The sequence below is a fragment of the Microlunatus kandeliicorticis genome (assembly GCF_014137855.1).
Lineage (GTDB): Bacteria > Actinomycetota > Actinomycetes > Propionibacteriales > Propionibacteriaceae > Microlunatus > Microlunatus kandeliicorticis.
Map to the genome: position 1 here is coordinate 417,044 of NZ_JACGWT010000006.1, position 19,291 is coordinate 436,334.

Consider the following 19,291-nt stretch of genomic DNA (forward strand, 5'->3'; position numbering starts at 1 on the left):
GATCCGGCGCCCCGTCCGCCCGCACGGACGACCTCCGTACCGGATCGGGGTCAGACCACCACGGACAGCGCCAGGGCGATCAGCGCGAGCAGCGCGAACGCCATCTGGGTCAGCGCGGCCCGCTGCTTCGAGCGGTCGCTGGTCAGCAGCACCAGCGCGGCGGCAACCATCGAGCCGCAGCCGGCGACCACCAGCGTCGTACCGACGACGGTGACGCCCGCGAACGCGAGGACCACCCCCAGCACCGCGAGCACGGCGAGGAACAGGTTGTAGAAGCCCTGGTTGTAGGCCAGCTGGCGGGTCGCCGCCGCCTCGGCCTCGGTGGTGCCGAACACCGCCCGCGCCCGCGGGGTCGTCCAGAGCAGCGACTCCAGCACGAAGATGTAGACGTGCAGCGCCCCGGCGAGCAGCGCGAGGACCAGCCCGACGACCACCACGACCGACCCCTCTCTCCCACCGGTCCGGGTAGTCACCATGCGACGGCACCGGCCCCGAGGGCAAGCCCGACACGAGGGCGGACGACGGGTTGCCCCACCAATCGGTAAGCAGTAGCTTACCGTTTGTGACGGCTCATCAGGCAGCGCTGACCGCGCTGGCCGACCCGACCCGACGGTCGATCCTCGAGATCGTGGCCGCCGGCTCCCGGTCGGTCGGTGCTCTCGCCGCCGAGCTGCCGATCAGCCGGCCCGCCGTCTCCCAGCACCTGCGGGTGCTCCGGGAGGCCGGGCTGGTCCGCGCCGAGGCCCAGGGCACCCGGCACGTGTACGCCCTCGACCCCACCGGGCTGACGGCGCTGCGCGACTACCTCGACCGGTTCTGGTCGGACTCGCTGGCCGCCTTCGCCCGCGAGGCCGAGGCCCGGCCGCCGCACCACCCATCGCACGGATCCGACCACCAGGAGAACCGATGAGCACCGACCAGCAGCCCGGCCATCTCGACGCGTCCAGCCCGGACGACACCCTGGACGACACCCCTGCCGCCGACGCGGTGGTCCGCGAGGTGGTGGTGGCCTGCTCGGTCGACCACGCCTTCGAGGTCTTCACCGCCGGCATCGACCGCTGGTGGATCCGTCGGCACCACCTGCTGGACGGCGAGCTCGCCGAGATCGGGATCGAACCGGAGGTCGACGGCCGGGTCTGGGAGCGCAGCCAGTCGGGCGCCGAGTGCACCTTCGGGCGGGTGCTGGCCTGGCAGCCGCCGACCGTGTTCGCCTTCAGCTGGCAGATCGGACCCGACTGGGCGCCGCCCGCCCCGGACGCGCCCGGGAGCCGGGTCAGCGTGCGTTTCACCGCCGTCCCCGGCGGCACCCGGGTGCGCCTGGTGCACGACCAGCTCGCGGCGCACGGCGAGGGCTGGGACACGCTCTACGGTGCGGTCGGGGCGGACGGCGGTTGGGCCGCCCTGCTGCGCCAGTTCGCCGCGACCTGCTGAGCCTGCCACGGCGGGACGGATCCCCGACCACAGCCGCCCGGACCGCCGTCTCAGAGTCGAATCACAGTCGCGCCAGCTAGCCTCGGCTGACGTGGACCAGCTCCGCGCTCACCTGCTGCTCGCCCTCTCGGTGCTGCTGGGCTCCGCCATCCCCTTCGTGCCGACCGGCGAGATGGTCAGCGGCGCCGCCGCGGTGGCCGTCCACTCGCGGCTCAACGACCTGCTGATCTTCCTGATCTGCTTCGTCTGCTCCGTCCTCGGCGACCTAATCATGCTCGGCGAGGCCCGGCTGTTCGCCCCGCGGCTGCGACGGGCGCTGGCCGGCCACAAGCTGGGCGTCCGGGTCGACCAGGCGCAGCAGGCGCTGTCGCGGAACGTGTTCAGCGCCGTGGTCACCGGCCGGTTGATCCCCGGCGGCCGGACCCCGGTGATCGCCGCCCTCGGGCTGAGCCGGATGCCGGTCCGGCAGTTCCTCGGCGCCGACGTCGTCGCGTGCGCGCTGTGGGCGGCGATCTACTCCACCCTCGGGTCGATCGGCGGCCGGATCTCGCACCACCCGGTCTGGGCGATGGTGATCGCCATCGCCTTCGCCGTGTCGGTGGGGCTGCTGGTGCAGCACCTGGTCCGGTTCGTCGGCTGGCTCCGTGCCCGCGCCGCCGCCCGCCGGGCCGGGACCCCCGCCGCGCTCGAGGCCGCGCCGGCCGACCGACCGGAGACCGCGGTGACGACGGAGCCGGCACACCGGTCCCACAACGCAGAGATCCGGCGCAGAGCTTGAGCTCCACGCCGGATCCCGTCGTGCGGTGAGGAACGCCGGGCGTCCCTAGCCGATCGTGTTCTTCCCTGGCCCGCTCACTTCACGCCACCGGCGGTGAGGCCGGCGACGATCCGACGCTGGAAGATCAGCACCGCGGCGAGCAGCGGGACGGTCACGATCACCCCGGCGGCCATGATCGTGCCGTACGGGGTGTCGAAACCGGTGGTGCCGGTGAACTTGCTGATCGCCACCGTGGCGGTCTGCATGTTCGCGTCCTGCAGGAAGGTCAGCGCGATCAGGAACTCGTTCCAGGCGCCGATGAACACGATGATCGCCGTGGTGAAGACGCCCGGGGCGGCCAGCGGCACGATCACCTTGCGGAACGCCTGGCCCGGGGTGCACCCGTCGACCATGGCCGCGTGCTCGAGCTCGACCGGCAGCTGCCGGAAGAACGCGGTGAGGTTCCACACCGCGAGCGGGAGACCGAAGGCCAGGTAGGGCAGGATCACGCCCTGGTAGGTGTTGATCCAGTATGGGAACCACTCGAACGGGTCCGTCTGCGAGAACATCTTGAGCAGCGGCACGATCAGGGTGATCTGCGGGAACATCGAGCAGGCCATGATGATCCACAGCACGCCGCCCTTGCCCTTGAACTGCAGCCGCGCCAGCGCGTAGGCGGCCACCATCCCGACCAGCAGGGTGATGATCGTCGTCGCGCCGCTGATGATCACCGAGTTGATCAGCGACCGGCCGAAGTTGTTCTGACCGGAGAAGACGCCCTTGAAGTTCTCGATCGAGGGCGGGTCGGGCAGGAAGCTCGTGCTCAGGCCCATGCTCGGCAGCCGGAGCGAGGACACGATCATCCAGTAGAACGGCAGGATGCAGTAGATGACGATCAGCGCCATCCCGACGTAGCTGGCGACCACGCCGATCTTGGCGCCCAGCGGCCGGCGCGGCTTGGCCAGCTGCGCGACCTCGGCCTGGGACAGGTGGTGCTCGACGACTCCGGCGGCCATCAGTGGGCCCCTCCTGCCAGCTCGATCCCGGACACCGGCGCGGCTTGCGTGTCGTTCCGGTCGTTCTTCTTGACCTTCTTCTTCTTCGGCGCCTTCTCCCCGATCACGTCCGCCCCGAGCACCCGGACGAACAGGTAGGCGACCAGGAGGACGTAGATGAACAGCACCATCGAGTAGGCCGCCGCTGACCCGAACCTGGTGGCCTGGGTCTCCTGGTAGGCGAACACCGAGAGCGTCTCCACCCGGTACTTGCCCGGGCCGATCATGCCGTAGGGCAGGTCGAACATCCGCAGCGTGTCGAGGGTGCGGAAGAGCACCGCCACGACCAGCGTCGGCTTGACCATCGGCAGGGTGATCTGGGTGAACTGCTGGATCGCGCTGGCCCCGTCGACCTTGGCCGCCTCGTAGACCTCGGCCGGGATGGTCTGCAGACCCGCCAGGGTCAGCAGACCGATGAACGGCGCGGTCTTCCAGGAGTCGGCGATCACGATGGCCCAGAACGAGCTGAAGGTGTCGGACAGCCAGAGGATCTGCTGCCCGAGGATCTTGTTCATCACGCCGTTGGCGTCGAAGATCAGCTTCCACATCAGCGCCGAGACGATGGTCGGGATCGCCCAGGGCACCAGGATGCCGGCCCGGACGAAGCCGCGGCCGCGAAAGGCCTTGGACATGATCAGGGCCATCGCCACGCCGAGCACCGTCTCGATGACGACGCAGACGATGGTGATCATGCTGGTGTTGAGGAACGCGTTCCAGAACCGGTTCATCGTGCCCCAGTTGCCCTGGACCACGTCGGTGCTGGTGAAGATCTGGGCGAAGTTCTTGATCCCGACGAAGCTCTCGCCCTGCTTGATCAGGCCGGTCGTCGGGTCCGGGGCGTTGTCGTTGGCGAAGAAGGACTCGCGGATCGACATCACCACGGGGATGCCCGCCATCACGAAGATGACCAGCAGGGTCGGTGCGAGCAGCATCCAGGCGAGTCGACCCTGCCCGTCGCTGAACGCGTTCTTCTTGCGCTTGTGGCCATCTCCGGTGGCCGTGGACGGCTTGCTCACTGCTGTCGCAGTCGCCATGCGCCCAACCTCCTCTGTGCAGACGGGAAGCCCCGGCGCGGCCCGCGGGCCGCGCCGGGACTCACAATGCTCCTAGTCGCGGGGTGCGATCAAGAGGTCACTTGATCAGGCCCTGGAGCTTCGTCTGGAGCGTGGAGAAGGCCTGGTCGACCTGCTGCTGACCCTGCAGGGTCGAGTAGCCCGCGTCCTCGATGGCCAGGGTCACGTCGGTGTAGTCGACGGCCTTGGGTCGGGGCTTGGCGGTCTCGATCGACTTGAGCAGGATCGGCATGTACGGGTACTTCTTGGTGATGTCGGAGTCGGTGTAGAGCGAGGTCAGCGTCGGCGCCGCCGAGGTGGCCAGCACGTTCGACTTCATCGTCTGCTCCGAGGTCATGAACTTGATGAAGTCCGCCGCGGTGCCCTTGTTGGCCGCGTTGGCCGCGATCGCCATGTTGTGGCCACCGAGGCTCGAGACACCCGGGCCGTTCAGACCCGGCAGCGGGGCGACGCCGAACTTGCCGACGATCTTGGAGCTGCCGTCGTCCTTGCTGGCCAGCGCGTACACGTACGGCCAGTTGCGGAGGAAGATCAGCTGGCCGCTCTGGAACGCCTGCCGGCCCTGCTCCTCCTGCCAGGTGATCGCCGCCTTGGGGATGTAGCCCTTCTGGTACATCGAGACGATCTGGCTCCAGCCCTGCTTGGCCTGATCGGTGTTGACGTTCGGCTTGCCGTCCTCACCGACGATCACCGCACCGGCGCCGTTGACGGCCTCGGCGAAGTTGACCGTCAGGCCCTCGTACTTCTGGAACTGCCCGGCGTAGCAGCCGAGGCTCGCGTTGCCGGCCTGCGCCTTGATCTTGTCGCAGTCCTGCATCAGCTGGGACCAGGTGGTGGGCGGGTCGGAGATGCCGGCCTTCTGCAGCAGGTCCTTGCGGTAGTAGAGCAGACCGCCGTCGGAGCTGGCCGGGTAGCCGTAGAGCTTGTTGAAGTAGGTGGCCGAGCTCACCGTGGCCGGCAGGAACTTGTCGGTCGGGAACTGGTCCTTGGGCAGCGCGACGACGTAGCCGTTGGCCGCGAACTGCGCGGTCCAGACGACGTCCATGCTGATCACGCCCATGTTCGGGTTCTTGGTCGTGGTCGCCTGGATCATCTGCTGCTGCTGCTGGTCGGCGTTGTCGGGCAGCTCGTGGAAGGTGACCTTGCCCTGCGGGTGCTGCGCGTTGAACTGGCTGATCAGCTTGGCCAGGTTGCCGGAGGTGTCCTTGCCGGCCCAGTACTCGGTCGGACCCTGTTTGGTCAGGTCGACCGCGGCCGCGCTGCCGCTCCCGCTGCCACCACTGCCGCTACTCGATCCGCCGCTACCGCCACAGGCCGCGGCCAGGAGCACCGCGCTGAGCGACGCGGCCACGACGAGGACGCCGCGCTTGGGTCGAACGAATGACATAGAGCCTCACTTCTGTGTGAACCTGGACACCGTGGCCCGGCGCCTCTCGACACCCTAAAGCCGGCGTTCCCGATTGCCACTCGGCGAGGCGCAACCTGATCGAACCGTTATCTTCAGCGCCCGAACAAGATCATCTGAACCGGTTAAGATGATCTTGGTAAGCCCATTCCGCCCCGATCGGTTCAGAGGTACAGACCAGTGCTGCCGTCCTGGGAGGCCGCGGCGACCGCGTGCAGGTCGCGTTCGCGGAGCAGCACGTAGTCCTTGCCGCGGACCTCGACCTCGGCGCGGTCCTCGGGATCGAACAGGACGCGGTCGCCGACCTTGACGGTGCGGACATTGGTGCCGGCGGCCACCACCTCGGCCCAGGCCAGTCGGCGGCTCATCGACACGGTGGCCGGGATCAGGATGCCGCCGCCCGACCGGCGTTCCTGCGACTCCTTCTCGGTGGAGACCAGCACCCGGTCGTGCAGCATCCGGATGGGCAGGTCGGCCACGTCAGCGCTTCCGGCGGACGCCGACCCGCGGCGTCGGCCCGGCGGCCAGCCGGCGGCGGCGGCCGCGTCGCCCGACGGCCCGCAGCACCGAGACCAGGGTGATCAGACCCGCGATCCCGCCACCGGCCAGCGCGACCCGCTCGGTGCGCAGCTGGCCGCCCGGCGTGAACACGAGACCCTTGGCCTGGTCGACCTTCTCCTGCACGGCCGCACGGATCCGCGCGATCGTCCGCTGCTTCACCCGGTTGGGGTGCACCTGGTCGATGAAGGCCTCGATGGAGCCGGTCAGACGGTTGCGGACGGCGGCGCTGTCGGCCTCGATCTGCTCGGGACTGCGCGCGTCGCTCGGTGCCACGTCTTCTCCTCGGTCGCTCGGGGGATGCCCTCGGCTGGTCGCGACAGACTATTGCACCGGCGACGACCGCAGCGGTTGCAGGGTCCGGCCGGACAGCGGAGCGGCGGCGGAGCGTGCGACGGCGGATCGTAGGGTGCAGCCATGACCACCGCCCACCTCTCCGCGGGAGACACCGCGCCCGCGTTCCGCCTGCCCGACGCCGACGGCAAGGAGGTCGCCCTGGCCGACTACGCCGGCGGCCGGGTGATCGTCTACTTCTACCCGGCGGCGATGACCCCGGGCTGCACCACCCAGGCGGTCGACTTCACCGGCGCCAACGAGGACCTGAGCGCCGCCGGGCTGGCCGTGGTGGGCATCTCGCCGGACCCGGTCCGCAAGCTCGCCGCCTTCCGGGCCCAGCAGGAGATCAGCTTCCCGCTGCTCTCCGACGAGGACAAGACGGTGCTGACCGCCTACGGCGCCTACGGGGAGAAGCTGCTCTACGGCAAGAAGGTGGAGGGCGTCATCCGGTCGACCTTCGTGGTCGACGTGGCCGAGGACGGGGTCGGGACGGTCGCCGTCGCCCAGTACAACGTCCGGGCCAAGGGCCACGTCGACAAGCTCCGCAAGGAGCTCCAGGTCTGAGTCCGTGCGCGAGGGGGGACTCGAACCCCCACGTCCGCGGACACCAGAACCTAAATCTGGCGCGTCTGCCAGTTCCGCCACTCGCGCGCAGCGGTCAGCCTAGTGGGCCCGGCCCGGACTCCCCTGGTAGCCGGGCACGCCGAGCAGCTCGGCGACGGTGACGAACCGGTAGCCCTCGTCGCGGAGCCTCGGCAGCAGCGCCGCCACCGCGCCGACGGTCTGGTCACGGCGACCGCCCCGGGCGTCGAAGCCGTCGTGGAAGATCAACACCCGACCGGGGCGGGCCAGTCGGTGCGCGCTGTCGGCCATCCCGGCCGCCGCGGGCTGGAAGACCTCGAGCGGGTGACCGAACAGCCCCGAGACCGGGCGCAGCCCGTGACCGCGGACCGACCCGAGCACCCACGGCCAGTGACACAGCCACGGCGGCCGGTAGAGCGCCGGGGTGACCCCGGCCACCGCCTGCAGGGTGCGCTGGGCACGGGCGATCTCCTGCTGCTGCCGCGGCTCGCGCAGATAGCGGGTGAACTCGTGGTGATAGCTGTGGTTGCCGAGCAGGTGGCCCTCGGCGACCACCCGCCGGGTGGCCGAGGGGAACCGCTCGGCGCAGCGTCCGACCTGGAAGAAGGTCGCCCGGGCACCGTGCTCCCCCAGCACGTCGAGCAGCCGCGACGTGTACGGCTCGTTCGGGCCGTCGTCGAAGGTCAGCGCGATCCGCCGGTCCTCGGGCGAGACCTCCGTGGTCGGTCGGTCCAGTCCGGGCCCGCGCCAGGGGAAGTCGCCGAACACGCTGCCCTGGGGGGCGAAGGCCAACCGGTAGCCGGCGGCGACCACGGCCCCGGAGGCAAGCGCGACCAGCCCGACCGCCGACGGGCGGCGCCCGGCCCGGCGGCGGTGCGCCGGACCGCGTGCGGGCGGGGTCACGGACGCAGCCGCCGGGCGAACTCGACCGCCTGGTCGGGCCAGGCCCAGCCGACCAGGCCGAGGGTGACCAGCAGCAGGGCGCCGAGGGGCAGGCCGATCCGGAACAGCCGCCGCCGCGGTCGGTCGCCGCGCACCGGGGGTGCCATCGGGAGCACGGTGCGGCCGGCCACCCGGTTCAGCGCGTACCCGAACAGGTAGTAGAAGACGAAGGTCACCAGCACGCTGTGGACGAAGCCGGCCTCGAGCCGGCGGGCCGAGGTGGTCACCACGATCTCGGGGTCCCAGACCATCCGGCCGCGGCCGCGGAGGGCGTGCAGCAGACCGAACTCGTCGCCGCCCTGGGTCTGGGTGACGTCGTAACCGGGGAAGACGGCGCGGCGGAACGCGCTGTTGGTGGCGGTGGCGTAGAAGACCCGACCGGTGCGGGCGTACCACCAGCCCACCAGCCCGAACAGCAGCCGCGGATAGCGCCGCGACCACCAGGTGGGGTGGTCGTAACGGCAGGGGCCGCCGACCAGCACGACGCCCGGATCGGTGAACCGGGCGTCGAGGCGGCGGAGCCAGTCACGCGGCTGGCGGGTGTCGGCGTCGGTGGAGACCACGATCTCGCCGCGGGCCGCCTCGGTGCCGGCCTGCCGGGCCGGGCACACTCCGGGACGCGTCTCGCTGATCACGCGGACACCGGCCGCCCGGGCGATCGCGGCGGTCGCGTCGGTGCTGTTGTTGTCGACGACGAGGATCTCCACCCCGCCCGCGAAGTCCTGCTGCTGCAGCGACCGCAGCGTGGCGCCGAGATAGGCGGCCTCGTTGTAGGCCGGCACCACCACCGAGAAACGCGGCGTGGCGTCTGGCTCCGCCATGCGAACTCCAGCTCTGGGCGACGGGTCACGGATGTTCGAGGATCTTAACGACTCGCGACCACCGCGGCCCCCTTCCGCGAGGGGTGTCCCGGGCCGGGCCTCAGTCTCGTCGCCGGTAGCGGACGACGGTGTAGTGCTCGCCCGGGTCGCGGTCGACCACGGCCCAGTGGGCGGGGTCGACGGCGGGGAAGAACACGTCGCCCTCGGGTTCGAGCGGGACCTCGGTCAGCTCGAGCACGGTGGTCGCCGGCCAGGCCGCGCGGTAGATCTCCGCTCCCCCGGCCACCATCACCGGGCGGTCCGGGAGCAGGGCGCGGGCCCGGGCGAGCGCGGTGTCGACATCCGGGCAGACGCTCACCAGCCCGTCGGGATCGGTCCGCGGCCGCCACCCGCGGTCGCGGGTGACCACCACGCTGCGGCGACCGGGCAGCGGCCGTCCGATCGACTCGTAGGTGCGTCGGCCCATCACCAGCGCGAGTCCGAGGGTCAGCCGCTTGAACCGGGCCTGCTCGCCCGGCAGCCGCCACGGGATCTCCGCGCCGCGGCCGATCACACCGTTGCGCGCCACCGCGGCGACCGCGACCACGTCGGAGGGGCGCAGCACGGCCGCGCCGGTGGCCGGACCGCCCGCGGACGGGCCCTCAGACGGCAATGGGGGCCTTGATCGCCGGGTGCGGGTCGTAGCCCTCGACGGTGATCGACCCGACGGCGAAGTCGTCGATCCGGCGGACCGACGGGTCGAGCCGCAGCCGCGGCAGCGGCCGCGGGGTGCGGGTCAGCTGTTCGCGGGCCTGGTCGAGGTGGTTGAGGTAGAGGTGCGCGTCCCCGAGGGTGTGGACGAAGTCGCCGACGTCGAGGTCGCAGACCTGGGCGACCATCGAGGTCAGCAGCGCGTAGGAGGCGATGTTGAACGGGACGCCGAGGAAGACGTCGCCGCTGCGCTGGTAGAGCTGGCAGGAGAGCTTCGCCCTCCCGCCGTCCTGGGCCGGGGCGACGTAGAACTGGAACATCGTGTGGCACGGCGGGAGGGCCATCTCGTCGAGCTGGGCGACGTTCCAGGCATTGACGATGTGCCGGCGCGAGTCCGGGTTGCCGCGGATCGAGTCGATCACCGCCGCGATCTGGTCGACGTGGCGTCCCGACGGCGTCGGCCAGGACCGCCACTGGTAGCCGTAGATCGGCCCGAGCTCGCCCTCGGCGTCGGCCCACTCGTCCCAGATGCTCACCTTGTGCTCGTGCAGCCAGTCGACGTTGGTCGCGCCGCGGAGGAACCACAGCAGCTCGACGAACACCGAGCGGGTGTGGATCTTCTTGGTGGTGACCAGCGGGAAGCCCTGCGACAGGTCGAACCGCATCTGGTGGCCGAACACGCTGAGCGTGCCGGTCCCGGTCCGGTCCTCCTTGCGGACGCCGGTGGTCAGCACCCGGTCGAGCAGGTCGAGATAGGTCTGCACGACGCTCCTCACTCCGCGGCGTGCGCCGCGGTCGTTGCACGATCTGGTTCGAGCCCCCATTGTCGGTCAGCCGGCTCTCGGTCAGGCGACGTGCGCGGTCAGGGTCGGCAGGATGGCCCGGACCGCCTGACCGCGGTGGCTGATGGCGTCCTTCTCCTCGGCGGTGAGCTCGGCGTTGCTCCGGGTCTGGCCGTGGGCGCGGAAGAGTGGGTCGTAGCCGAACCCGTTGTCGCCCACCGGCGCGCGGAGCAGCATCCCGTGCATCTCGGCGATCTCGACGAACTCCTCGCCCCCGGGGAGCACCAGCGCGACCGCGGAGACGAACCGAGCGGTCCGCCGGTGGTCGGGGACGTCGTCGAGCTGACGCAGCAGCAGCGTGTTGTTGGCCTCGTCGTCGCACTCGGGACCGGCCCAGCGGGCCGAGCGGACCCCCGGCATCTGGTTGAGCACGTCGACGGCCAGCCCGGAGTCGTCGGCCAGCGCGGGGAGCCCGGTCCGGGCGACACAGGCGCGCGCCTTGAGCAGCGCGTTGCCCTCGAAGGTGCGCTCGGTCTCGTCCGGGGCCGGGTACTGCAGCTCGGCGGGCAGGTCGGACAGCCCGAGGACCTCGATCCGGGCGCCGGCCTCGGCGAGCATCCGGCGGAGCTCGTCGAGCTTCTTGGCGTTGTGGGTGGCCAGCACCACCTGCGGCCCGCTCACCTGGTCACCGTGGCGGGTCAGGCGCCGAGCGCGGCGCGCTGGAGCTCGGTCAGCCGGGCGCACCCGCCGGCGGCGAGGTCGAGCAGCCGGTCGAGCGTGGCACGGTCGAACGGCTCCTGCTCGGCGGTGCCCTGGATCTCGATGAACTTCCCGGAGCCGCTGACCACGACGTTCATGTCGACCTCGGCGACCGAGTCCTCGCTGTAGGGCAGGTCGAGCACCGGACGTCCGTTGACCACGCCGACCGAGATCGCCGCGACGCTGTCGCGGAGCGGCTCGCCGGCCAGAAGGTTGCGGTCGCGCAGCCAGCCGACGGCGTCGCAGAGCGCCACGTAGGCACCGGTGATCGAGGCCGTCCGGGTGCCCCCGTCGGCCTGGAGCACGTCGCAGTCGATGACCACGGTGTTCTCGCCGAGCGCCGCCGTGTCGATGATCGCCCGCAGGCTGCGGCCGATCAGCCGGCTGATCTCGTGGGTACGACCGCCGACCCGGCCCTTGATCGACTCGCGGTCGGAGCGGGTGTCGGTGGCCCGCGGCAGCATCGCGTACTCGCTGGTCACCCAGCCGAGCCCGGAACCCTTGCGCCAGCGGGGCACGCCCTCGGTCACGCTGGCGGCCACGAGCACCCGGGTGCGACCGAACTCGACCAGCACCGAGCCCTCGGCCTGCTCGAGCCAACCGCGGGTGAAGCAGACCTCACGCAGCTCGTCGTCGGCACGTCCGTCGGGTCTCGAGGTCACGGTCGGAGAGCCTAACCGGTGGGTCCGACAGCGCCGCCGGGCGACTCAGAGCGTCCAGCGGGCGCCGGAGGTGGCGACCTCGACCGGCCCGTCGAACGCGCTCGCGGCGGCCCGGGCGGCCTCGTCCGGACGGTGCCAGGGCGGTACGTGGGTGACCACCAGCCGGCCGACCCCGGCGTCGGCTGCCGCCCGCCCGGCCTCGCGACCGGTGAGGTGCAACCCGGGCGGGTTCGGCTCCCCGCCGGGAGCCGGGTCGGTGAATGCGGCCTCGCAGAGCAACAGGTCGGCGCCGCGGGCCAGGTCGACGAGCGCCGGGCTCGGGCCGGTGTCGCCGGAGTAGACGAGCGAGCGGCCGCCGGTCTCGAACCGGGTGGCCCAGCACGGTGCGGGGTGCGCGACCCGCGCGGCGGTGACCGTGAAGGGGCCGAGCTGCTGGTGCGGCTCCCAGGTGTGTGCGGTGAACACGGTGCCGAGGTCGGTCGCGTCGTCGCCGGCCATCGGGTCGTAGGCGCGACCGAGCCGCTCGAGCGCGTGCGGCGGCGCCCAGAGGTCGACCGGCTCCCACGGTGCGGTCGGGCTGTAGCGGGCGGCCACGGAGAACGCACAGAGGTCGAGGCAGTGGTCCGGGTGCAGGTGGCTGAGCGCGACGGCGTCGATCTGCTCGGGCGGCACGTAGCGGGACAGCTGTCCGAACGCGCCCGGCCCGCAGTCGAGCAGCACCGTGTAGGTGCGTCCCTGCCAGGGCGCCTGGAGCAGGTAGCTCGAGGCCGGGGAGTCCGGGCCGGAGGTCGAGCCGCTGCAGCCCACCACGGTCAGGGTCATCGCCGCGTCGCTCATGCGGTCACCGTACGGCCGGGTGGGCGCCCTTCGACAGGCTCAGGGCACCGGGTCGGGAGCTCAGGGCACACCGGGGTCGGGAGCTCAGAGCACCGGGGTCGGGAGCTCAGAGCACCGGGGTCGGCAGCTCAGGGCACCGCGTCCGGTGCTCAGCTGAACTGCTCGACGTCGGTGACCAGACCGGGGAGCAGGCGGCGGCCGATGCCCTCGAACGACTTGGGGCTGCCGGTGGTGAGGAACCGGTGGCGGGCCGCGCGCGGCCGCGGGTGGACCAGCCCCCGACGGGTCAGCTGGACGTAGACGTCCTTGGCGCACTCCTCGGCGCTGGAGACCAGGGTGACCCGCTCCCCCAGCACCAGGCTGATCACCCCGGTGAGCAGGGGGTAGTGGGTGCAGCCAAGGATCAGGGTGTCGATGTAGGCCCGCCGGAGCGGTTCGAGGTACTGCTCGGCGGCCGCGATCAGCTCGGGACCGCCGGTGATGCCGCGTTCGACGAAAGGGACGAACCGCGGGCAGGCGGCGGTGTGCAGCTCGATGTCGACCGCGGCGGCGAACGCGTCGTCGTAGGCCATCGAGGTCGCCGTCGCCTCGGTGCAGATCACGCCGACCCGGTGGTTGCGGGTGGCGGCCACCGCACGCCGGGTGGCCGGGATGATCACCTCGATCACCGGCACCGGGTAGCGCTCGCGGGCGTCGCGCAGGGTCGCCGCGCTCCCGGAGTTGCAGGCGATCACCAGCGCCTTGACCCCGAGGTCGACCAGGTGGTCCAGACACTCGAGGCTGTACTCGCGGACCTGCGCGATCGGCTGGTCGCCGTAGGGAGCGCGTGCGGTGTCGCCGAGATAGATGACGTCCTCGTGGGGCAGCTGGTCCATCACCGCCCGGGCCACGGTCAGCCCGCCGAACCCCGAGTCGAAGATGCCGATCGGGGCCTCCGTGGCCGTCCCCTCCATGCCGCCAGCCTAGGCCGGGCGGGTCCGGCAACCCGGGAGCTCAGGCCCAGACCTGGGTGTCCAGCGACTCCTCGGCGCTGTCCAGGTCGGTGGTGTACGCACCGGTCGAGAGGTACTTCCAGCCGGCGTCGCAGATGATCAGCACGATGTCCGCGCGCTCACCCGCCTTGTGCGCCTTGACCGCCTGGGCGAGCGCGGCGTGCACGATCGCCCCGGTGGACAGCCCCGCGAAGATCCCCTCGCGCTCGAGCAGCTCGCGGACCCGGCGGACGGCGTCGCGCGAGCCGACCGAGAATCGGGTGGTGACCAGGGTCGGGTCGTACAGCTCGGGGACGAAGCCCTCGTCGAGGTTGCGCAGCCCGTAGACCAGCTCGCCGTAGCGCGGCTCGGCGGCGACGATCTTGACGTCCGGCGCGTGCTCGGCCATGTACCGGCCGATGCCCATCAGGGTCCCGGTGGTGCCGAGACCGGCGACCACGTGGGTCACCTCGGGCAGGTCCTCGAGGATCTCCGGGCCGGTGCCCAGGTAGTGCGCCTCGGCGTTCGCCGGGTTGCCGTACTGGTAGAGCATCACCCAGTCGGGGTGCTCCTCACCGAGCTTCTTGGCCACCCGGACCGCCTCGTTCGACCCGCCCGCGGCGGGGGACGAGACGACCTCCGCCCCCCACATGGCGAGCAGCTGACGACGCTCCACCGAGGTGTTCTCCGGCATCACGCAGATCAGCCGGTAGCCGCGCAGCTTGGCGGCCATGGCCAGCGAGATCCCGGTGTTGCCGCTGGTCGGCTCGAGGATGGTCGACCCCGGCCGGAGCAGACCCTGCTCCTCGGCCCGGGTGATCATGTTCAGCGCCGCGCGGTCCTTGATCGACCCGGTCGGGTTCTGGTCCTCCATCTTGGCCCACAGCCGGACGTCCGGCGCGGGCGAGAGGTTGGGCAGACCGATCAGCGGGGTATGACCGACCGAGTCGGCCAGCGAGGCGTAGCGGACCATCGAGCGGTCAGCCGCCGGCGACGGCCGGCAGCACCACGACGACGTCGTCGTCGGAGAGGGCGGCGTCGAGCCCGCCACTGAACCGGACGTCCTCGTCGTTGACGTAGACGTTGACGAACCGCCGGAGCCCGTCGCCCTCGACCAGCCGGTCCTTGAGACCCGGGTGCCGGCTCTCGACGTCGTCGATCAGCTGCTTGAGCGTCTCGCCGTTGCCGGAAACGGCCTTCTCGCCCCCGGTGTAGGTGCGCAGGATGGTCGGGATCCTGACTTCGACGGGCATGTCTCTCCTTGCGAGGTTCCGGTCACGGGCGCGGTCGCCGCCCGGTCACCAGCAGAACGTGCGGACCGGCGGGGCTATTCCGGGTCAGTCGACCCGAACCTCCTCCTCGGTCACCACACCGTCCAGGATCCGGTACGAGCGGACCTCGACCGGCCCCTCCTGCTGGCCGCTCTCCCGGGTCGAGACCAGCAGGTAGTGCGCCTGCGGCTCGGCGGCGTAGGAGATGTCGGTCCGCGACGGGTACGCCTCGGTCGCGGTGTGCGAGTGGTAGACCACCACGATCTCCTCGTCGGCGTCGTCCATCGCGCGGTAGAGCCGGAGCTGCTCGGCCGGGTCGAACCGGAAGAAGGTCGGCGACCGGTCCGCATTGATCATCCGGACCACCCGGCTGCCGCGGTCGGACCCGGCGGCGCCGACAACCACCCCGCAGGCCTCGTCCGGGTGGTCCTCGCGGGCGTGGGCGATGATCTCGTCGAGGTGGGCGCGTTCGATCGTCAGCACGAGCCCGAAGCGTAGCCGCGGGAACACGCGCCCCGACGGGTCCGGGGCACCGTGGGACGGGCGCTCAGAGCGCGGCGAGCAGGGTCTCCTGGGCGAAGCCCAGCCAGTCGTAGACGCTGGCCAGCCAGGCCCGCGGGTCCTCGTCGGGCAGGTCGGCGAGCTGCTCGGCGACGTCGGCGTCGTCGATGCCGAGCCGGGCGGCGACCGCGAGCCGCAGGCTGGTCAGGGTCCGCAGCCAGGGGTCGACCTCGTCCTTGGGGATCCGCAGCTCCTGGCGGCCCTGGTCGGTCATCGCCAGGTGCTGCAGGGCGACCTGGGCGTCAGCGACCTTCTTGTCGCGCAGCGACCGCTCGGTGAACCGGCGGAAGTCGGCCGCCGCCTCCGGGTCGTCGCGGTAGGCCTCGGGGAACAGCCGCTGCAGCGCCGGGTCGTCGGGCGGCGCGGTGGTGCCGGGCGGCTCGAACTCCTTGGCCCACACCGCGAACGGGTCGTCGCCGGAGCCGCCCGGTGCGGTCGGGTCGCCGCCCGTCGGGCCGTCCCCGTCGGCGCCGTCGGTCTCGTCCTCGCCGATCATCTCGACCAGCTGGGCGATCAGCGACTGGAGCAGCATCACCTCGTCCGGGCTGAGCTGGGTGGTGATCACGATGCCCTGTCGGCGGAACTTCCGCACCCGCTCACCCCTCCCCTGCGCCCGGCTCGCCGCCGGGACACGACCTCACGCCTCGCCGTCGGACTTCTCCAACGTGGCCCACAGACCGTACTCGTGCATCGCGGCGACGTCGCGTTCCATCTCCTCCCGGGTGCCCGACGACACGATCGCCTTGCCCTCCAGGTGGACCCGCATCATCAGCCGGTGCGCCTTGGTCTTGGAGTAGCCGAAGTAGGTCCGGAACACGTGCGTCACGTAGGACATCAGGTTGACCGGGTCGTCCCAGACGATGGTCACCCAGGGGGTCTGCTCGAGCTGCTGGGCGTCGGCCCGCTCCTCCACCGCCGTCCCGCCGGCGGGCGTGATCGTCGGAGCATCGGGGACGGACATGCCGCCATTCTGGCAAACCGCCCCAGGCCCCCCACTAGCCTGACCGCGTGACCGAGCCTGACCGGGTGACCGGGGACTCCGACGGCGGCGGGGCCGAGCCGAGCTGGGGTCCCAGCGAGGTGCCCACCACCGCCCTGCTGACCGACCAGTACGAGCTCACCATGGTGCGGGCCGCGCTCCAGGCCGGCACCGCGAGCCGGCGCTGCGTCTTCGAGCTCTATCCGCGCCGGCTGCCGCCCGGACGCCGCTACGGCGTGGTCGCCGGGGTCGGCCGGGCGCTCCGTGCGCTCGGGCACTTCCGGTTCGACGACGAGGCCTGCCGCTTCCTGCTCGACCAGCAGGTGGTGGACGAACCGACGGCCGAGTGGCTCGCCGGGTTCCGGTTCGGCGGCACGATCACCGGCTACCCCGAGGGTGAGCTCTACTTCCCGGGATCGCCGCTGCTGGTGGTGGAGGCGACCTTCGCCGAGGCGGTCGTGCTCGAGACGCTGCTGCTCAGCATCTACAACCATGACTCGGCGATCGCCTCGGCGGCCTCGCGGATGATCCTGGCCGCCGAGGGCCGGCCGTGCATCGAGATGGGCTCGCGCCGCACCCAGGAGCTGGCCGCGGTCGCCGCCGCCCGGGCGGCCTACGTCGCCGGCTTCGACGCCACCTCGAACCTCGAGGCGGGCCGTCGGTACGGGGTGCCGACCACCGGCACCGCGGCGCACGCCTTCACCCTGCTGCACGACACCGAGCGGGACGCGTTCGCCGCCCAGGTGGCCGCGATGGGCGTCGACACCACCCTGCTGGTCGACACCTACGACGTCGAGAACGCCGTCCGCACCGGCGTCGAGCTCACCGGCGGCCGGCTCGGATCGGTCCGGCTCGACTCCGGCGACCTGCCGTTGCTGGCCCGCCAGGTGCGCGCCCAGCTCGACGGCCTCGGGGCCACCCGGACCAAGATCATCGTCACCAGCGACCTCGACGAGCAGAACATCGCCGCGCTGTCCGCCGCACCGGTCGACGCCTACGGGGTCGGCACCGCCCTGGTCACCGGGTCCGGCGCCCCGACCTGCGGGTTCGTCTACAAGATGGTGGCCCGGTCCGGCTCGGACGACCCGTCGGGACCGCTGCAGCCGGTGGCGAAGCGGAGCGCCAACAAGGTCTCGATCGGCGGGCGCAAGTACGCGGCCAGGCGGCTGCTGGCCAACGGCGTCGCGGAGGCCGAGGTGATCAGCATCGACCGGCCGAGCGACGACCCGCGCGACCGGCCGCTGCTGGTCGACCTGGTCCGCGACGGCGAGATCGTCGGCCGGGAGCCGCTGACCGCGGCCCGCGAGCGGCACCGCCGGGTGCGCTCCGAGCTGCCGCAGGAGGCGCTGAAGATGTCCCGCGGCGAGCCGGTGATCGAGACGCTGGTGGTGCACCCGGACGGGGTCAGCGAGTCGACCAGCTACCGGCGGGGCGTGTGAGCGTGACCGAGGGCCCGGTGACCGCGCTGATCGTGGTCGACGTCCAGCGCGACTTCTGCGAGGGCGGTTCGCTCGGCGTCGCCGGCGGCGCCGCGACCGCTGCCCGGATCGACGCGCTGCTCCGTGCCCCGGACCGCGCGGACCGCTATCCGGTCGTCGTGGCTACCCGCGACCACCACATCGACCCGGGCCCGCACTTCTCCGAGCACCCGGACTTCGTCGACTCCTGGCCGCCGCACTGCGTGGTGGGCACGCCGGGGGTCGAACTGCACGACGCGCTGACCTACCGCGGGTTCGACGCGGTCTTCGACAAGGGCGAGTACGCCGCGGCCTACTCCGGTTTCGAGGGCCGCGCGGGTGGGCGATCGCCGGCGGACTGGCTGCAGGAACGCGGGGTGACGGCGGTGGACGTCTGCGGGATCGCCACCGACTACTGCGTCCGGGCCACCGCGCTGGATGCGGCCGCTGCCGGCTTCCGGACCCGGGTCCTGCTCGACCTGACCGCCGCCGTCCACCCCGAGCACACCGCGGCGGTCGCCGCGGAGCTGACCGCCGGCGGCGTCGAGGTGGTGGGCGGCTGAGCCGTCGCCCGGTGCGGGTCCCGGGTCAGCCGAGCCGGGTGCGGAGCGGCAGCCAGTCGAGCACGGTGCGGATCTCGGAGTCCCAGACGCCCCACTCGTGCTCGCCGGGCGGGAAGGCGCTGGTCAGCTCGACCCCGGCGTCGGCGCAGGCGGCGACCAGCTTGCGGTTGTCCTCGAGCAGCACGTCCTCGGTCCCGCAGGAGAGGTAGAGCGCGGGCAGCGCGGCCGGGTCGGCCTCGCGGACCAGGTGGAACAGGTCCGCGCTGTCAGGGATCGGCGCGTCGCCGAAGATCCGCTCGAACATCCGCGGGTCCTCGTCGCGGAGCCGCGAGGTGCGCAGCCCGGTGATGTTGACCGCGCCGGAGAGCGAGGCGGCCGCCGCGAACCGGTCGGGCGCGCTGAGCGCCCACTTGAAGGCGCCGTAGCCGCCCATCGAGAGCCCGGCCACGAAGGTGTCCTCGCGGGCCTCGGAGACCCGGAAGAACTCCGAGACCAGCCGCGGCAGCTCCTCGGAGAGGAACGTCCAGTACTTCCCGCCGTAGGCCTGGTCGGTGTAGAAGCTCCGGTGCACCTGCGGCATCACCACGGCCAGCCCGAGCGGGCTGGCGTACCGCTCGATCGAGGTGCGGCGCAGCCAGATCGTGTCATCGTCGCTGAGCCCGTGCAGCAGGTAGAGGACGGGCGGCGGCGCCTCCGAGGCGGCACCGGTCATCCCGATCTGGGTCTCGGTGCGCTGGGGCAGGATCACCGTCATCGAGGTGCTGAGCCCGAGGGCGTCGGAGAAGAAGTCGCAGCGGAG

The 19,291-nt window shown here is 71.7% G+C and carries 26 protein-coding genes and 1 tRNA gene; 6 read left to right on the top strand and 21 right to left on the bottom strand.

All coding sequences use genetic code 11. The features are described 5' to 3' along the window. Nucleotides 1–50 precede the first annotated feature (50 nt). Nucleotides 51–437 (bottom strand): DUF1304 domain-containing protein, encoded by a 387-nt coding sequence (locus FHX74_RS18805; RefSeq protein ID WP_182561710.1) that lies wholly within the window; start codon nucleotides 435–437, stop codon nucleotides 51–53. A gap of 125 nt (nucleotides 438–562) precedes the next feature. Between FHX74_RS18805 and FHX74_RS18810 the strand changes: the two genes are divergently transcribed. The 3 genes from FHX74_RS18810 (at nucleotide 563) to FHX74_RS18820 (ending at nucleotide 2,209) form a co-directional block, all read left to right on the top strand. Continuing rightward, nucleotides 563–910 (top strand): ArsR/SmtB family transcription factor, encoded by a 348-nt coding sequence (locus FHX74_RS18810; RefSeq protein ID WP_328823926.1) that lies wholly within the window; start codon nucleotides 563–565, stop codon nucleotides 908–910. Beyond that, nucleotides 907–1,431, top strand: a complete 525-nt coding sequence (locus tag FHX74_RS18815; protein ID WP_182561711.1) for an SRPBCC family protein — start codon at nucleotides 907–909, stop codon at nucleotides 1,429–1,431. The genes FHX74_RS18810 and FHX74_RS18815 overlap by 4 nt, the downstream gene beginning before the upstream one ends. 91 nt (nucleotides 1,432–1,522) lie before the next feature. Further along, nucleotides 1,523–2,209 carry a DedA family protein gene (locus FHX74_RS18820; protein ID WP_182561712.1) on the top strand — a complete coding sequence of 229 codons (687 nt, stop codon included), beginning with the start codon at nucleotides 1,523–1,525 and terminating at the stop codon, nucleotides 2,207–2,209. Nucleotides 2,210–2,283: 74 nt separating this feature from the next. Here the strand turns inward: FHX74_RS18820 and FHX74_RS18825 are convergent, their stop codons facing one another. The 5 genes from FHX74_RS18825 to FHX74_RS18845 all read right to left on the bottom strand — a co-directional run bounded on the left by FHX74_RS18825 (nucleotide 2,284) and on the right by FHX74_RS18845 (nucleotide 6,555). After that, on the bottom strand, nucleotides 2,284–3,093 hold the full coding sequence (locus FHX74_RS18825) for a carbohydrate ABC transporter permease (RefSeq protein WP_235971410.1): 810 nt from the start codon (nucleotides 3,091–3,093) through the stop codon (nucleotides 2,284–2,286). A gap of 110 nt (nucleotides 3,094–3,203) precedes the next feature. Continuing rightward, nucleotides 3,204–4,277 carry a carbohydrate ABC transporter permease gene (locus tag FHX74_RS18830; RefSeq protein WP_182561714.1) on the bottom strand — a complete coding sequence of 358 codons (1,074 nt, stop codon included), beginning with the start codon at nucleotides 4,275–4,277 and terminating at the stop codon, nucleotides 3,204–3,206. Between the two features lie 97 nt (nucleotides 4,278–4,374). After that, nucleotides 4,375–5,703, bottom strand: a complete 1,329-nt coding sequence (locus FHX74_RS18835) for an ABC transporter substrate-binding protein (RefSeq protein WP_182561715.1) — start codon at nucleotides 5,701–5,703, stop codon at nucleotides 4,375–4,377. A gap of 182 nt (nucleotides 5,704–5,885) precedes the next feature. Beyond that, the gene (locus FHX74_RS18840) at nucleotides 5,886–6,179 is read right to left on the bottom strand and encodes a GroES family chaperonin (RefSeq protein ID WP_182561794.1); all 294 of its coding nucleotides are present in this window, start codon (nucleotides 6,177–6,179) and stop codon (nucleotides 5,886–5,888) included. A 22-nt stretch (nucleotides 6,180–6,201) separates the two neighbouring features. Continuing rightward, on the bottom strand, nucleotides 6,202–6,555 hold the full coding sequence (locus tag FHX74_RS18845) for a DUF3618 domain-containing protein (protein WP_182561716.1): 354 nt from the start codon (nucleotides 6,553–6,555) through the stop codon (nucleotides 6,202–6,204). 141 nt (nucleotides 6,556–6,696) lie between these two features. On the opposite strand from FHX74_RS18845, the gene bcp reads away from it, so the two are divergent. Then, entirely contained in the window at nucleotides 6,697–7,179 is a 483-nt protein-coding gene (gene bcp, locus FHX74_RS18850; protein ID WP_182561717.1) for a thioredoxin-dependent thiol peroxidase, read from the top strand. A gap of 5 nt (nucleotides 7,180–7,184) precedes the next feature. Here the strand turns inward: bcp and FHX74_RS18855 are convergent. The 14 genes from FHX74_RS18855 to clpS all read right to left on the bottom strand — a co-directional run bounded on the left by FHX74_RS18855 (nucleotide 7,185) and on the right by clpS (nucleotide 16,454). Then, nucleotides 7,185–7,266: transfer RNA gene (locus FHX74_RS18855), tRNA-Leu, on the bottom strand. Between the two features lie 12 nt (nucleotides 7,267–7,278). Next, the gene (locus FHX74_RS18860; RefSeq protein WP_220484162.1) at nucleotides 7,279–8,100 is read right to left on the bottom strand and encodes a polysaccharide deacetylase family protein; all 822 of its coding nucleotides are present in this window, start codon (nucleotides 8,098–8,100) and stop codon (nucleotides 7,279–7,281) included. Next, nucleotides 8,097–8,960, bottom strand: a complete 864-nt coding sequence (locus FHX74_RS18865; RefSeq protein WP_182561718.1) for a glycosyltransferase family 2 protein — start codon at nucleotides 8,958–8,960, stop codon at nucleotides 8,097–8,099. The genes FHX74_RS18860 and FHX74_RS18865 overlap by 4 nt, the downstream gene beginning before the upstream one ends. 100 nt (nucleotides 8,961–9,060) lie before the next feature. Continuing rightward, entirely contained in the window at nucleotides 9,061–9,564 is a 504-nt protein-coding gene (locus FHX74_RS18870) for a dihydrofolate reductase (RefSeq protein ID WP_328823927.1), read from the bottom strand. A gap of 37 nt (nucleotides 9,565–9,601) precedes the next feature. Beyond that, a complete protein-coding gene (locus FHX74_RS18875) occupies nucleotides 9,602–10,414 on the bottom strand; it encodes a thymidylate synthase (protein ID WP_328823928.1) in 813 nt (270 codons plus the stop codon). Between the two features lie 81 nt (nucleotides 10,415–10,495). Beyond that, nucleotides 10,496–11,113, bottom strand: a complete 618-nt coding sequence (locus FHX74_RS18880) for a non-canonical purine NTP pyrophosphatase (RefSeq protein WP_182561720.1) — start codon at nucleotides 11,111–11,113, stop codon at nucleotides 10,496–10,498. A gap of 17 nt (nucleotides 11,114–11,130) precedes the next feature. Next, nucleotides 11,131–11,853, bottom strand: a complete 723-nt coding sequence (gene rph / locus FHX74_RS18885; RefSeq protein ID WP_182561721.1) for a ribonuclease PH — start codon at nucleotides 11,851–11,853, stop codon at nucleotides 11,131–11,133. 45 nt (nucleotides 11,854–11,898) lie between these two features. Then, on the bottom strand, nucleotides 11,899–12,690 hold the full coding sequence (locus FHX74_RS18890; protein WP_235970904.1) for an MBL fold metallo-hydrolase: 792 nt from the start codon (nucleotides 12,688–12,690) through the stop codon (nucleotides 11,899–11,901). Nucleotides 12,691–12,839: 149 nt separating this feature from the next. Further along, nucleotides 12,840–13,643, bottom strand: coding sequence for a glutamate racemase (gene murI, locus FHX74_RS18895; RefSeq protein WP_182561722.1), 804 nt, complete (start codon nucleotides 13,641–13,643; stop codon nucleotides 12,840–12,842). A 40-nt stretch (nucleotides 13,644–13,683) separates the two neighbouring features. Continuing rightward, on the bottom strand, nucleotides 13,684–14,634 hold the full coding sequence (locus FHX74_RS18900; protein WP_182561723.1) for a PLP-dependent cysteine synthase family protein: 951 nt from the start codon (nucleotides 14,632–14,634) through the stop codon (nucleotides 13,684–13,686). A gap of 7 nt (nucleotides 14,635–14,641) precedes the next feature. Then, nucleotides 14,642–14,914, bottom strand: a complete 273-nt coding sequence (locus tag FHX74_RS18905; RefSeq protein WP_182561724.1) for a MoaD/ThiS family protein — start codon at nucleotides 14,912–14,914, stop codon at nucleotides 14,642–14,644. A gap of 84 nt (nucleotides 14,915–14,998) precedes the next feature. Beyond that, on the bottom strand, nucleotides 14,999–15,415 hold the full coding sequence (locus tag FHX74_RS18910) for a Mov34/MPN/PAD-1 family protein (protein ID WP_182561725.1): 417 nt from the start codon (nucleotides 15,413–15,415) through the stop codon (nucleotides 14,999–15,001). A 64-nt stretch (nucleotides 15,416–15,479) separates the two neighbouring features. After that, entirely contained in the window at nucleotides 15,480–16,085 is a 606-nt protein-coding gene (locus FHX74_RS18915) for a DUF2017 domain-containing protein (protein WP_182561726.1), read from the bottom strand. A 45-nt stretch (nucleotides 16,086–16,130) separates the two neighbouring features. Beyond that, entirely contained in the window at nucleotides 16,131–16,454 is a 324-nt protein-coding gene (clpS, locus tag FHX74_RS18920) for an ATP-dependent Clp protease adapter ClpS (protein WP_182561728.1), read from the bottom strand. Nucleotides 16,455–16,615: 161 nt separating this feature from the next. Here clpS and FHX74_RS18925 point away from each other — a divergent pair, with 161 nt between their 5' ends. Together FHX74_RS18925 and FHX74_RS18930 are read left to right on the top strand one after the other, a co-directional pair. After that, the gene (locus FHX74_RS18925; protein WP_182561798.1) at nucleotides 16,616–17,911 is read left to right on the top strand and encodes a nicotinate phosphoribosyltransferase; all 1,296 of its coding nucleotides are present in this window, start codon (nucleotides 16,616–16,618) and stop codon (nucleotides 17,909–17,911) included. Nucleotides 17,912–17,913: 2 nt separating this feature from the next. Further along, nucleotides 17,914–18,492, top strand: coding sequence for an isochorismatase family protein (locus FHX74_RS18930; RefSeq protein WP_328823929.1), 579 nt, complete (start codon nucleotides 17,914–17,916; stop codon nucleotides 18,490–18,492). Between the two features lie 25 nt (nucleotides 18,493–18,517). Here the strand turns inward: FHX74_RS18930 and FHX74_RS18935 are convergent. Further along, on the bottom strand, nucleotides 18,518–19,291 hold a 774-nt coding region (locus FHX74_RS18935), incomplete at its 5' end, for an alpha/beta hydrolase (protein ID WP_182561729.1).